Source organism: Pleionea sediminis (assembly GCF_007570825.1).
GTDB lineage: Bacteria > Pseudomonadota > Gammaproteobacteria > Enterobacterales > Kangiellaceae > Pleionea > Pleionea sediminis.
Window position 1 is genome coordinate 25,100 of the sequence record NZ_SUNB01000010.1, and the last position, 13,039, is coordinate 38,138.

13 protein-coding genes and 1 tRNA gene are annotated in these 13,039 nt (G+C 40.8%); 7 read left to right on the forward strand and 7 right to left on the reverse strand.

The genetic code is table 11. From position 1 onward, the window contains the following. Nucleotides 1–36: 36 nt before the first annotated feature. On the forward strand, nt 37–1,326 hold the full coding sequence (gltA, locus tag FAX86_RS21400; protein WP_144395543.1) for a citrate synthase: 1,290 nt from the start codon (nt 37–39) through the stop codon (nt 1,324–1,326). 88 nt (nt 1,327–1,414) lie between these two features. Here the strand turns inward: gltA and FAX86_RS21405 are convergent, their stop codons facing one another. Then, complete coding sequence (locus tag FAX86_RS21405; RefSeq protein WP_144395544.1) at nt 1,415–2,455, reverse strand: XrtA/PEP-CTERM system-associated ATPase; 1,041 nt, start codon at nt 2,453–2,455, stop codon at nt 1,415–1,417. 24 nt (nt 2,456–2,479) lie between these two features. Then, on the reverse strand, nt 2,480–3,874 hold the full coding sequence (locus FAX86_RS21410) for a TIGR03013 family XrtA/PEP-CTERM system glycosyltransferase (protein WP_144395545.1): 1,395 nt from the start codon (nt 3,872–3,874) through the stop codon (nt 2,480–2,482). Nucleotides 3,875–4,028: 154 nt separating this feature from the next. Here FAX86_RS21410 and FAX86_RS21415 point away from each other — a divergent pair, with 154 nt between their 5' ends. Then, complete coding sequence (locus tag FAX86_RS21415) at nt 4,029–5,135, forward strand: tryptophan 2,3-dioxygenase family protein (protein WP_246128715.1); 1,107 nt, start codon at nt 4,029–4,031, stop codon at nt 5,133–5,135. A gap of 4 nt (nt 5,136–5,139) precedes the next feature. Here the strand turns inward: FAX86_RS21415 and FAX86_RS21420 are convergent, their stop codons facing one another. Together FAX86_RS21420 and FAX86_RS21425 are read right to left on the reverse strand one after the other, a co-directional pair. Further along, nucleotides 5,140–5,640, reverse strand: a complete 501-nt coding sequence (locus tag FAX86_RS21420) for a GAF domain-containing protein (RefSeq protein WP_144395546.1) — start codon at nt 5,638–5,640, stop codon at nt 5,140–5,142. A 21-nt stretch (nt 5,641–5,661) separates the two neighbouring features. Beyond that, a complete protein-coding gene (locus FAX86_RS21425) occupies nt 5,662–7,395 on the reverse strand; it encodes a putative bifunctional diguanylate cyclase/phosphodiesterase (protein WP_144395547.1) in 1,734 nt (577 codons plus the stop codon). A gap of 220 nt (nt 7,396–7,615) precedes the next feature. Here FAX86_RS21425 and FAX86_RS21430 point away from each other — a divergent pair, with 220 nt between their 5' ends. The 4 genes from FAX86_RS21430 to FAX86_RS21445 all read left to right on the forward strand — a co-directional run bounded on the left by FAX86_RS21430 (nt 7,616) and on the right by FAX86_RS21445 (nt 10,094). Next, nucleotides 7,616–7,810, forward strand: a complete 195-nt coding sequence (locus FAX86_RS21430) for a DUF1289 domain-containing protein (RefSeq protein WP_144395548.1) — start codon at nt 7,616–7,618, stop codon at nt 7,808–7,810. Nucleotides 7,811–7,827: 17 nt separating this feature from the next. Next, nucleotides 7,828–9,225 (forward strand): asparagine--tRNA ligase, encoded by a 1,398-nt coding sequence (gene asnS / locus FAX86_RS21435; protein ID WP_144395549.1) that lies wholly within the window; start codon nt 7,828–7,830, stop codon nt 9,223–9,225. Between the two features lie 11 nt (nt 9,226–9,236). Beyond that, complete coding sequence (locus FAX86_RS21440) at nt 9,237–9,812, forward strand: NADPH-dependent FMN reductase (RefSeq protein ID WP_144395550.1); 576 nt, start codon at nt 9,237–9,239, stop codon at nt 9,810–9,812. 102 nt (nt 9,813–9,914) lie between these two features. Next, nucleotides 9,915–10,094 carry a CBU_0585 family protein gene (locus FAX86_RS21445; protein ID WP_144395551.1) on the forward strand — a complete coding sequence of 60 codons (180 nt, stop codon included), beginning with the start codon at nt 9,915–9,917 and terminating at the stop codon, nt 10,092–10,094. An 86-nt stretch (nt 10,095–10,180) separates the two neighbouring features. Here FAX86_RS21445 and FAX86_RS21450 read toward each other — a convergent pair whose 3' ends face one another. The 3 genes from FAX86_RS21450 to FAX86_RS21460 all read right to left on the reverse strand — a co-directional run bounded on the left by FAX86_RS21450 (nt 10,181) and on the right by FAX86_RS21460 (nt 11,489). Further along, nucleotides 10,181–10,738 carry a nitroreductase family protein gene (locus tag FAX86_RS21450; protein ID WP_144395552.1) on the reverse strand — a complete coding sequence of 186 codons (558 nt, stop codon included), beginning with the start codon at nt 10,736–10,738 and terminating at the stop codon, nt 10,181–10,183. A 33-nt stretch (nt 10,739–10,771) separates the two neighbouring features. Next, a complete protein-coding gene (locus tag FAX86_RS21455) occupies nt 10,772–11,155 on the reverse strand; it encodes a c-type cytochrome (RefSeq protein ID WP_246128717.1) in 384 nt (127 codons plus the stop codon). Between the two features lie 258 nt (nt 11,156–11,413). After that, nucleotides 11,414–11,489, reverse strand: a tRNA-Glu gene (locus FAX86_RS21460). A gap of 139 nt (nt 11,490–11,628) precedes the next feature. Here FAX86_RS21460 and FAX86_RS21465 point away from each other — a divergent pair. Then, nucleotides 11,629–13,017 (forward strand): M61 family metallopeptidase, encoded by a 1,389-nt coding sequence (locus FAX86_RS21465; protein ID WP_205859278.1) that lies wholly within the window; start codon nt 11,629–11,631, stop codon nt 13,015–13,017. Nucleotides 13,018–13,039 lie beyond the last annotated feature (22 nt).

The following is a 13,039-nucleotide window of genomic DNA, read 5'->3' on the forward strand; positions in this document are numbered from 1 at the left end:
GCACGACATGAAACAGACTTATTTAAGGAGTCAATAATGGGACAAAATACCGCCAAACTCAAATTACATACGGGTAAGGAAATTGAGTTGCCGGTGTATTCACCAACCCTAGGTAATGATGTAATTGACATTTCAAGTCTCGTAAAAGAAGGCGTATTTACTTACGACCCGGGCTTTATGTCAACCGCTTCTTGCCAATCAAAAATTACGTTTATTGATGGTGCCAAAGGTGTGCTTTTATATCGCGGTTACCCAATAGAAGACCTGGCCACAAAAGCTGACTTTATGGAAGTTTCTTATTTGCTTCTTAATGGAGAACTTCCCAATAAAGAAGAAAAACAAGCTTTCTTAGATGAGCTCAATAATCACACAATGCTTCACGAGCAATTGACACACTTCTTTAATGGTTTCCGTCGAGATGCTCATCCGATGGCTGTAATGGTCGGTGTGGTTGGCGCGTTATCAGCGTTTTATCACGATTCTTTAGACATCAACGATCCTGAACATCGTCGTAAAAGTGCGTATCGCTTAATTGCAAAAGTACCAACCATTGCAGCGATGTGTTACCGATATTCAATGGGTTTCCCTTTCGTTTATCCGCGCAATGAAATGTCTTACGCAGAAAACTTTCTCAACCAGATGTTTTCAATGCCATCAACCGATGACAAACCCGACCCAGTACTCGTTCGAGCAATGGATCGAATTTTTACTTTGCACGCTGATCATGAACAAAACTGTTCAACATCAACCGTTCGTTTAGCAGGCTCTTCTGGTGCAAATCCATTTGCATGTATCGCATCGGGTATTGCCAGCCTATGGGGACCAGCTCACGGCGGTGCGAACGAAGCCTGTTTGAAAATGCTTCACGAGATTGGTGATGTTAAAAATATTCCTGAGTACGTGGCTCGTGCAAAAGACAAAAATGACTCTTTCCGTTTAATGGGCTTTGGTCACCGAGTTTATAAAAACTTTGACCCTCGAGCGAAAGTAATGCGTGAAAGTGCACATGAAGTTCTCGAAGCGTTAGGTAAAAAAGATGATCCGATTCTTAAAGTTGCGATGGAGCTGGAACGTATCGCCCTTGAAGATGAGTACTTTGTTGAAAAGAAACTTTACCCTAATGTCGACTTCTACTCAGGTATCATTCTATCGGCTATTGGCATCCCAACAAATATGTTTACAGTTATTTTTGCATTAGCGCGTACTGTAGGTTGGGTTTCACAATGGACTGAAATGATTAGCGAACCAAACCAAAAAATTGGTCGTCCACGTCAAATGTACAATGGTTACGAAGCACGTGAGTTTGTTGAACTAGACAAACGTTAATTGTTTATATTCAACAATTTCGATTGAATCAATAGTAAAAAAGGGAGCAGAAGCTCCCTTTTTTAAAAGTCTCTCAAATCAAATTAGTTTAATCGATTTCATCGTCATCAAAATTCAAACTGATTTGTACAATCTTGCGCATGTACTCACGCTCTTTATTGAACCTTTTTTTCATTGCTTCCATTTCTACTTCTAGTTGAATGATGCGATTTTCCAAGTCACTTTGATAAGAGGTTACGGGAGTTGAAGATTCTTTCGAACGTACCGATAATGATGAATTAACCGGGCTTTTTACTGTTTCTGGCGCCATGCTAGGCTGTTCTTGTGCAATTTCATCTGACACAATTTTTACAATTTCACCATCAATGCGATGTTTCTCTTCTAAAAAACCATAAAGTAACAATCGATCACATGTCGTGTTTATACGACGAGGAATTCCTCGCGTAAACTCAAAAATTTGCTGATAAGCCTCCGCTGTAAAAACAGGATCGTCTTGCCAATCAACCTTTTTCAATCGATGTTCAATATAAGCTTGCGTTTCTTCAGCGGTAAGATGAGATAAATGATAAGAAGCAGTAACTCTTTGTCGCACTTGTTCGAGTTGCGGAATAGCCAGATTCTCCCGAAACTCAGACTGACCTAAAAGAAAAATTTGAATTAACGTTTTTCCGTCATTATGCATATTAGACAACATTCTCAACTCTTCTAGTGTCTCAAATGGAAGATTTTGGGCTTCATCGACCACTAGCATGCAGCGTTTACCTTCTTGTTGTCGAGAAATAAAAAAGGTTTCCAAATTTTTGATCAGTGATGTTTTTTCACTCGATTTATGCGCCAAACCAAAAGTGGCTGCTACCATTCTCAAGATATCGGCTGAATCCAGTTGCGTATTGACTAATTCAGCAGCAACGATGTCTGTTTTATTCTCAAGTGAACCAAATAAGGTTCGTACTAAGGTACTTTTCCCTGTCCCAACATCGCCAGTAACAATGATAAATCCTTCACCTTGGGATAAACCATAACGCAGATACGCTAAGGCCCTTTTATGCGTGCTACTGCCAAAAAAGAAAAAGGGATCAGGCGCTAACTGAAACGGTTTTCCACTTAACTTATAGTAGGAATCGTACATAATATCCCCTGTGTGACTGGCGGTTTATCGAGAACCTTTTTGCCAAACAATAACCTGAATCGTTTGTAATAAGATAGTTAAATCCAAGAATAAACTAAAGTTCTTAATATAATAGAGGTCAAATTGAAGCTTTTGTTTAGCGTCTTCATCGTTATCGCCATAGGGATAACAAATCTGAGCCCATCCCGTTATTCCAGGTTTTACTCGATGACGCATGTTGTAAAAAGGTATTTTCTCAGCTAAATCAGCAACAAATTCAGGTCTTTCAGGACGCGGACCAACGAAACTCATGTCACCTTTGAGAACATTCCACATTTGAGGAATTTCATCGAGTCGAGTTTTACGCATAATTCCACCAATACGAGTCACTCGGGCGTCATTTTTTGCAGCAAATTGAGGGCCATCCTTCTCTGCATCAACCACCATGCTGCGAAACTTATAGATAGTGAATGGCTCACCAAATTGCCCAGTACGGATTTGGCTGTAAATAACCGGATCACGCCAACGAGATTCATGCTTAATCAAAAAGTATAAAACGAAACAAATTGGCAACGACAAAATTAAAAAGGTCGCACTGACTATAATGTCGAACACTCTCTTTATTGCTTCTCGGATGTAATCGGTGTGAAATCCGTCAAAAAAGATGACTTGATTGGGCGATAGTGTATCAATTTCCATTCGACCCGTACGTCGTTCAAAAAACTCTGTGATATCAGTTATTCTCAAACCACCGAGTTTTAATGAAATAATATCATTAACTGGATAATTCTTTCGCGTATCATCAACGGCAATTACCAAATGATCAATTCCATATCGCTCGACAATCTTTTGTAAGGGCTCGTCTGATCGAATGACAATACTTTCGTCATCTACCTCGTTTTTGTCACCTTTCAAATGAAAAAAGCCCACAAGCTTTATACCTTGCCAATCACTTTTACGCTTTAATCGCATGATTTGTTTTGCGCGTTTGCCAGTTCCCAAAACCAATATTCTTGATTGAAACAGCTCTTTATTTGCAATGGAATAAAATGAGTATCGAACGATCACTAAAAAGACAAAACCTAAGCCCAGACTGATACCAAAAACACCTCGACCAATAAAAATACTAGGAAACAGATAAAATAGAATCGAGAGCAAAGCAAAAGCTAAAACTATCGACCAAAATAAACGGGAAATGACCGATGTAAAACTATCTCTGGTAGCCCTTCTATAAAGCCCAACCGCAATCATCACCAATACATGAATCCCGGCAAAAACCGAAGCTTTAAGATTAAATGATTGAAAAAGTTCTGTCGCCTCAGGGGATTCTGGAAATCGAATTTCAGCTGCTATGTACACACTCAAAAATAGAGCGAGAAATTCCAACGCCAATAAAAGAAATAACGCCCTTGGTATGTAATGGCCAAACAGCCTAACCATAAACCAATCCTTGTTAGTAATTAAATAATTTCGAATGCTTTTCGGAGAAGTTGGAATTATATCTCTTCTGTAATAAATTGCCAGAAATCAGTATACTGAATGCTTTAAATAGTAAACTGCTTCACGGTTTTAAGCATAACGAGTAGAGATAACTATGTGCGCAATGCAACGGAACACAACACCTTGTTATTACACCGACTATCTTCAATTGGATAAATTGCTCGACAGTCAACACCCGGAAAGCTCTAAGTACGGCATTGAAGCTCACGACGAAATGCTGTTTATCATTGTTCATCAAGCCTACGAACTGTGGTTTAAACAAATATTGCATGAAATGCACTCAATTTATGGGGAGTTTAACCAAAACCAAATCCCCGAAAAATCGATGGGCCGCATTGTATCTAGACTCGATCGCATTGGTGCAATCCAAAAGCTACTCATTGACCAAATCGGCGTTTTGGAGACCATGACGCCTCTGGACTTTCTCGACTTTCGAGATTACCTGGTGCCGGCTTCCGGCTTTCAAAGTATTCAATTCAAAGAAATTGAAATCTTATTGGGCTTAAAGAGCAAATTTCGAATCAATTTCGACAAAGATTCTTTCTACAAACGATTGAATGAAAAAGACCGAACTCATCTTATGGAGTTGGAAGAACAACCCAGCTTGTTCGATTGCGTCGAAAAGTGGCTCGAACGGATGCCATTTTTTGAATACGGTGACTTTAAATTTTGGGACTCCTACAAACAAGCTGTTGATAAGATGCTCGAAAATGACCGAGCGATTATTCAAAATAATGACTATTTGAGCGAATCCGATCGCGAATTCCAATTAAAAGATCTTGAGAACACGCGCCGCAGCTTTACTGCCCTACTCGACGAAGAACAATACAACTTATTGAAAAAAGAAGGAAAGTTTCGGTTTAGTCAAAAAGCGTTACTCGGCGCAGTATTTATTAATCTGTATCGAGACGAGCCCATTTTCCAACTCCCCTTTCAACTTTTGATGGGATTATTGGAAATCGATGAACACTTCACGACCTGGCGTTATCGCCATGTCATTATGGTCCAAAGAATGTTGGGTTCCAAAATAGGAACGGGCGGCTCCAGTGGTACCGATTATCTTCGTCAAACGACAGAAAACAATCGATTTTTCAAAGATCTTTTTAGCTTATCGACCTTTTTATTGCCGCGCTCGGCGCTGCCTGAATTACCCGAACCTCTAAGAAAAGCGCTTAATTTTTACTTCCACCCAGAAGAGTAAATCGTTAAAGGTTGGTTGCCGCTGCAAAAGTAGCAGCCAACTTTTCGAACCCAACCAAATCATCATCATCAAAACGGTTCAGTGTCGGGCTATCGATATCCAGCACGCCAAACAGTCGCCCATCATGAACAATTGGCACCACGATTTCAGAATTACTCGCACTGTCACAAGCAATATGACCCGCAAAAGAATGCACATCATCCACTCTGACGGATTGTCGCTGTTGCGCTACAGTACCACAAACACCTTTACCGAACGGAATATGAACACAGGCGACTTTGCCATTAAACGGTCCCAAGCGTAAATTTTCGTCATCGACATTTAAATAAAAGCCCGACCAATTTAAATCTGGAATAGAATAAAAAACAAACGAAGCCACTTGAGACATGTTTGTGATGGGATCGCGCTCAATCGAGAGTAACCCTTCCAACTGTTGGCACAGTGACTGGTAATAGGATGACTTATTGTCGTAATAAAGAGAAAAATCGGATTCTAATTGGTGCATGGTTAACCGCCTGATAACTAGTTAGCGGCTGCTAGAATAAGGATAACTATGCTCTTTTTCAACTAATGAATCAATGGGTTCTGGCAACCCAATGCCATACCCCTGCGCAAAATCGACACCAAGATCGATCAATTGCTCTTTGATGGCGTTATTCTCAACGTATTCGGCAATCGTTAATGCGCCTATTTCATGGGCAACATCATTGATGGATCGAACCATCGCGACCGACACTCTGTCTTCGGTAATTTCCCGCACAAATTCACCATCGATTTTTACGAAATCAACGGGCAAGTTTTTAAGGTAAGAAAATGAAGCCATACCGGTGCCGAAATCATCCAAAGCAATACGGCACCCAAAAGATTTTATGGTGTCAATGAATTCGCGAGCTTTCATTAAATTTTCAACCGCTGCGGTTTCCGTAATTTCAAAACAAAGCTTTTCAGGAGGAACCAAAAATCGAGTCATTAAGTCATCAATGTAAGTCAGAAATTCCGGTTGTGTTAAACTAATACCGGATAAATTAACATTGATGTGATCGAGAAAAATTCCCCGATGTTCCGACAACCAGCGAAAACTGTTCAAAACAACCCAACGATCAATCATATTAATCATGTTGTATTTTTCAGCAGCTATCAAAAAGGCCGCCGGGCTTGATGCCTTATTGTGTTCATCGCGAACTCTTAATAACACTTCACAATGATTTAAATCTCGCTCACCTTTTAAACTGATAATTGGCTGCTGATAAAACTCAAACCAATCATTACGCACTGCATAAACAAGTTTAGAAACCCACTGCACTTCTTCTTGATGACTTTTTAATTCAATCGCTGACGGCGAGTAAATACAATATTGATTCGGTCCAGTAACTTTAGCTTGCGAGCAAGCCATTTCTGCGTGTTGAATCGCTTGCACCCAAGATTCAACGGTTGAATCGATTTTAGTTACTCCAATAACAGAACCCGCTAGATACTCCTTCTTGTTCCAAGTAAAACTGAATCGCTCTAAATTCGCCAGTAGTTTAACGGCAATTTTTTCAGCCAGTTCGATATCGACACGCCATAACAAGAGGCAAAATTCATCATTACCGATACGTGCTAACAAATCATTACTGCGCGTATTGTCGGAAAGCTTTTCAGCGAAAGATTTTATTAATTCATTACCTGCGAGATAACCAGCCGCTTCGTTAATCAATTTAGTTTGACTTAGTTTAATTAAAAACATCGAATGCGTGGCTTTATTCAATTTTGCATCTTGCAAAGTTTCCATAAGCACTCGTTCAAATTCACTGCGATTTACCAATCCCGTCAATTGATCGTATTTTTTTTGGAAGTCGATGGTTTCTTTTAATTGATTGGTTTTCGACTCATCAACAATCGTAAAAATACAATACTGGCTTTTTCCTCCGTTTAGCTTCGCAGATACAAATTGAGCGGATATTTTAAAAGGAATTACACGACCATCTTTACCCGATAAAAAGCACGTTTGTTGCAGCTCCATTAAAGCTTGATCTTGACAAAGCTCTTCAATCGATACCGATCGAAATCGTGTGTCTGACTGCTGAATAAATTTTAAGCTATCGGTGAGGTTTTGATGAGAAGAGTCATTCACCGCCAATAACGACTTGGCACAATCATTGGAAAAATGAATGACCCCATCAGTGTCCGTAATAATGACACAATCGCTTACGGCATTCAGCGCAACACAAAACGCAGTGAGCTTAATATCATCGTCCATCTCTAGAATACGCGTAGGCATCGTTTCAACTTAAATCCGGTGAAATCTTGATTCGATATAAAAGTTACTCTGATATCGAAACTGTCCACGATTTAAAATCGCTAATCTGTATTAAGATTAGTCTATTTTTGGGGCTTACGCGCGCATTTGTCCATCAAGCTAAGAGAAAAATACAGGAAGGTGGTAAGTCTCTGCGAGGCAAGGTAACATATCGCGTTTGTGGAGAATTTAGGTTTGTTATATGTCGGATCAACAACCCCCCTCTCCTTGTATTGCGGTTTGTAAGCTCGAAACCGACCAATTCGGTATTGAGATATGCAAAGGTTGCTACCGAACTATCGACGAGATAGTTCAGTGGTCTCGGATGTCCGCAAGCGAGAAAAATAACGTCTTAGAACGCATTAAACGGGCAAAAGCTTCGCCCCTGACAAAATGACTGGAGTAATTAAGAAAATGACCGTACTGAGTGCAAGTGAGTTTTTATCGGGTAAGGCGCCGGTTGGCTCAGAAGTAACCGTAAATGGCTGGGTTAGAACCAGTAAGAATTCAAAGGGTGGATTTTCCTTTATCAACATCCACGACGGTTCCTGCTTTGCAACTTTGCAAGTGATTGCAGATGACAAGCTCAGTAATTATGACGACATTGCCAAATTAACCACTGGATGCTCTATCTCTGCGACTGGAAAAGTTGTTGAGTCTCAGGGCAAGGGTCAATCATTTGAAATGCAAGCGTCCGAGCTCAACATTTTAGGTTGGGTCGAAGACCCCGCGACTTATCCGATGCAACCCAAGCCTCACAAAATGGAGTTTCTGCGAGAAAACGCTCATTTGCGTCCACGTACTAACATTATCGGAGCAATGACTCGCGTCAGAAACTGCTTAGCGCAGGCCATTCACCGTTTTCATTATGAGCGCGACTTTAACTGGATCCACACACCAATCGTCACCGCATCCGATTGCGAAGGCGCTGGCGAGATGTTCCGAGTTTCTACCCTAGATCTCGAAAACTTGCCCAGAAATGAACAAGGAAAAGTCGATTTTTCAAAAGACTTTTTCGGTAAAGAGGCTTTCCTCACCGTTTCAGGTCAACTTAACGTCGAAACCTATTGCTTGGCGCTCTCCAAGGTTTATACCTTCGGACCTACATTCCGTGCTGAAAACTCGAATACCAGCCGACATTTATCAGAATTTTGGATGGTTGAGCCCGAAGTCGCTTTTGCCGATCTCAAACAAAACGCCGATTTGGCCGAAGCCATGCTGAAATACATTTGTAAAGCCGTTCTCAATGAGCGCGGCGACGATATGGAGTTCTTCGCACAACGCGTCGATAAAACTTGCATCAGTCGTTTAGAGCAAATTGTCGAGCATGATTTCGAACGTATGGATTACACCGATGCGATTGAAATTCTCAAAAAATCGAACAAGTCTTTCGAGTTCCCTGTCGAGTGGGGTGTTGACCTTCAATCAGAACATGAGCGTTTCCTGGCAGAAGAGCACATCGGTCGCCCGATTATTCTGATGAATTACCCAAAAGATATTAAAGCGTTTTACATGCGCTTAAATGATGACGAAAAAACCGTCGCGGCGATGGATGTACTTGCTCCCGGAATTGGTGAAATCATCGGTGGCAGTCAGCGTGAAGAGCGATTGGAAGTCTTTGACCAACGCCTCGATCAAATGGAATTAAGTAGAGAAGATTACTGGTGGTATCGAGATTTGCGACGTTACGGCACCGTACCCCACTCTGGTTTTGGTCTGGGTTTTGAGCGCATGGTGGCTTACGCCACTGGAATTTCAAACATTCGTGATGTGATTCCTTTCCCACGAACACCTAAATCAGCAGAGTTTTAACAGGAGAGAAAATGAGCGTAAAAATACTCGTATTTGCGGGAAGTTTAAGAAAAGAATCTTACAACAAGAAATTAGCGAAAATTCTTGCTGAGTCTGCCAAGAAAGCCGGTGCAGAAGTCAATTATGTCGATCTTATTGATTTACCACTGCCATTGTTTAATGAAGATGATGAGGCTGAAAACGGCATTCACCCCAATGCGCTGGATTTAAAGAAAATGATGAACGAAGCCGATGGCTTTCTTATTGCGTCACCGGAATACAATGGTTCCTATTCTGGCGTTTTGAAGAACGCTATTGATTGGGCGTCACGTCAAGCTGATGGCGAGGGTATTTTAGAAAGCTTCAAAAATAAATACGCTGCGATTTTTGCTACTTCACCCGGCGCATTTGGTGGCCTTCGCGGATTAAGTCAATTACGACTTTTATTAAGCGGTATTGGCACCACTCTGCTCAATGATCAAGTAGCCATTCCAAAAGCTGCTGACGCATTTACAGAAGACGGCCAGTTGGCCAGTGAAAAACGCCAACAAACCATCGACCGAATTGTTGGACGATTAGTAGAAATGATTGAAAAAGTTAAAAGTTAATCAATTCGACTGGCGGCTATCGGTGTCGCCAGTTATACTTTTCCTCGAACTCAATTTCTTTTTACAGTTTCTGTTCAATGCATAAAAAGCACTGGAGCAATTATGGCGATCGACCGTAACTACGTTAGTGAAATGGACAAGTTTCTAAAAGAATTCGATGAAAAGCCCGAAAGCCACTCTGAAAGTCGCCGTGCCGAAGAAGAAAAATACAAAAAGATTCATGACTTACGCGACAATCAATACCCTGAGCGTCAAAAATCAAAAATATGGAAAGACTTTTAACAACTCACCAACACTCTGTCTTCTTTAAACCAATAAAAACTTATTAAGTCTTTATTAGGCTGCACCGTGCCTTTTAATTTAGCTCTTTAACTTTTAAAAAAATAATCTTCTGGCACCACTTGATCGGGTTTGGTAATCGATACTTTTGGAGTGCCAGCGTATAAGAATCCGACAATTTCATCCGAAGGTTTAAGCCCTAACAATTCTTTCAAAAACGGATTAAACGCCAAGTCACCTGTCCGCCAATAGCCGGCAAATCCTTGTGCTTGTAGAGCAAATAGCATTCCGTGCACTGCACATCCACAAGAAATCGCTTGTTCGATTTTAGGTACTTTTTCGTGCTCTTGATATTCAACACAAGCGATAATAATCATTGGCGCTCGGAATGGCATGGCCAAAGCTTTTTCTTGTTTTGCTTGCGGTAAATCGGGCTCGCTTTTTAATTTTGCTTGTAAGAATAACTCGCCCAATTGTTTCAATGAATCATTACCTTGATAAACAAAAAACTTCCAGGGACGCAAACCTTTGTGATCAGGAGCCCTTAACGCAGCACGTTGAATGATCTGCAATTCTTCATTACTAGGCGCGGGCTCTTCCAACTTGCCAAAAGAACCTCGATTCAACAATAATTCGATAGCGTCCACGGTTTGCCTCCTGCTATATGATATTTCACTGATTTATTTTTTTGCGGGTAATGATGAATAATAAGCGGCCAAGTTTTCAATATCATCATCGCTCAAAGGTTTTGCCATCGGCATCATGATCATATTTTTTCTGTCACCATCACGAAATGCTTTCATCTGGGCAACTAAATAGGTTTCTTTTTGGCCTGCTAAATTTGGATAATCGTCTGAAATTCCAACACCATCTTTACCGTGACAACTGGCGCACATCATCGACTTTGCTTTACCTTTTTCAATATCACCAGCTTGCAACATCGGCGCAGAAAAAATGGAGAAACAAAAAACGAAAAACACGTTCTGCCAGCGACCAGTAAAAAAGTTATCATCAACTAGGTATTTTGATAAAAACGATGTTTTCTTTGTTCGAATACTTTTCATATTTACCCTCGACATATTGCTACTCATCTAGTCAGATATATGAACGTATATTATAAGAACAATTAGTTTAAGCAACACTTGGATACGTTGATTTGACGAAATAATGTTTGAGTACATCCAAAACAGCCTATTTTCGGCTGATTATCATCCAGTTAATATCGACTAAATAAGGTGAATGCAAAATACAGATATCCAACAATAAAACGTTGGAAAACTATCAGGCAATAAAAAGCCCAGCATTAGCTGGGCTTTTTAAAGTGGCGTCCCCTAGGGGATTCGAACCCCTGTTACCGCCGTGAAAGGGCGGTGTCCTAGGCCTCTAGACGAAGGGGACTGAAACTGTTCAATCTCGTTTAGAGGCGCGCATTCTATATAGGAGCCTGGTCTTTGTCAAAAGTTTTTTTACATTTATTGATGTAAATTTAAAGACAATCGATTCATACTGAACAAGTGGGTTATTAATCGAGCAAATGATGCGATATTCAACACTATTTTTCTTTTTAGCGACTTCTATTGCTAACGCTGCCAGTATCAATTACACACTCGATCTTGCTAATCAAAAAGACAGTCCTATCGTAACTATTTGTAGTCAAGGTATTGATTCACAGCGTTGGGTTTCAGAGTTAAGAGATGCCTCAAATTATATAAAACCTCTATCTAACAATCTTACGATACACCCTCACAGCATTAACGTGTCATTTTCAAATGTTGATAATGGCTGTTTCAAATTCCAAATTGACGGCAAGTCTTTCAGACAAAGAAAAAGCCGTTCACGATGGATGTCGACAGTCGATTCAGCGATACATCGATATCAAACGGGTTTGTTTAATTGGCGTCCGGTTAATGAACCTTCGAAGGTTCAACATCAATTAACGGTTTTGCGATCGGATGATCAATCACTTTCATTTCCTTTTGAAAGATTGGTTGAATCCAATGAAAAGGTGACTTACCATTTAAATCACGAACCCAGTTTCATGTCTCTTCCCTTCTACAGTGGCAACTTTTTAACACACGATCTGAAAATTCTGGATGCCAGAGTTCAAGTCGCCTTCTTGTCTCCTCACAGTGAAGAGCACAGACGTAAAATTGAACGATGGCTGACGACCTGTCTCTCGGCATTGTCAAAAATTTATGGCGCATTACCGTTTAAAGATTTACAGATTACCGTTTTAGATGTAAATCGTCCCACAGCTGAGCCAACACCTTTTGCCATGGTATTTCGTGGCGATGGTAAAAATATTAGCTTTTTTATTAATCGACACGCGGCAGAAAAAGAATTTGTTCAAGATTGGACGGCCTATCACGAATTGTCACATCTGGTGTTACCTTTCATTGATCGCCGAGATGCGTGGGTGTCAGAAGGCTTTGCCAGCTATTACCAATACATCATTATGGGACGTGAAGGAATTCTATCCGCCCCAAATGCACTTAAGCGACTACGAGGCGGCATTCAAAGAGGACTAGAAAACCATTCATCGACGGCTCATTTAAGCCTGGATAGAGCCAGTCAAACAATGCGACAAACGCGCTCTTTTCGACGCGTTTATTGGTCTGGCGCCATTGCGTGGATGGAAGCAGATATCGAGTTACGAAAAAATAACTCGTCGCTCGATCAAGTTATCAAAGATTTTAATCAATGTTGCCGACATGAGTATGCCATTTGGGACAGCCAACAACTAGCGCAACGTTTGGACGACGTAGCTCCCATTAAAGTATTCCATTCAATCTTCTCTAAACTCGAGTCCTCAAAAGAGTTTCCAGCTTTCCACTCCCTACTTCGCCAATTGGGTGCTCATTTCAAATCATCCAATCAGGTGGAGTGGCATCCAACATCGTTGGGAACCGACATCCTCTCACCATGACGATTATCTCATAACACTCAAG

Coding starts and splice junctions, on each gene's coding strand:
- gltA (WP_144395543.1), top strand. CDS start 37: ATGGGACAAAATACCGCCAAACTCAAATTACATACGGGTAAGGAAATT.
- FAX86_RS21405 (WP_144395544.1), bottom strand. CDS start 2,455: ATGTACGATTCCTACTATAAGTTAAGTGGAAAACCGTTTCAGTTAGCG.
- FAX86_RS21410 (WP_144395545.1), bottom strand. CDS start 3,874: ATGGTTAGGCTGTTTGGCCATTACATACCAAGGGCGTTATTTCTTTTA.
- FAX86_RS21415 (WP_246128715.1), top strand. CDS start 4,029: ATGTGCGCAATGCAACGGAACACAACACCTTGTTATTACACCGACTAT.
- FAX86_RS21420 (WP_144395546.1), bottom strand. CDS start 5,640: ATGCACCAATTAGAATCCGATTTTTCTCTTTATTACGACAATAAGTCA.
- FAX86_RS21425 (WP_144395547.1), bottom strand. CDS start 7,395: ATGCCTACGCGTATTCTAGAGATGGACGATGATATTAAGCTCACTGCG.
- FAX86_RS21430 (WP_144395548.1), top strand. CDS start 7,616: ATGTCGGATCAACAACCCCCCTCTCCTTGTATTGCGGTTTGTAAGCTC.
- asnS (WP_144395549.1), top strand. CDS start 7,828: ATGACCGTACTGAGTGCAAGTGAGTTTTTATCGGGTAAGGCGCCGGTT.
- FAX86_RS21440 (WP_144395550.1), top strand. CDS start 9,237: ATGAGCGTAAAAATACTCGTATTTGCGGGAAGTTTAAGAAAAGAATCT.
- FAX86_RS21445 (WP_144395551.1), top strand. CDS start 9,915: ATGGCGATCGACCGTAACTACGTTAGTGAAATGGACAAGTTTCTAAAA.
- FAX86_RS21455 (WP_246128717.1), bottom strand. CDS start 11,155: ATGAAAAGTATTCGAACAAAGAAAACATCGTTTTTATCAAAATACCTA.
- FAX86_RS21465 (WP_205859278.1), top strand. CDS start 11,629: ATGCGATATTCAACACTATTTTTCTTTTTAGCGACTTCTATTGCTAAC.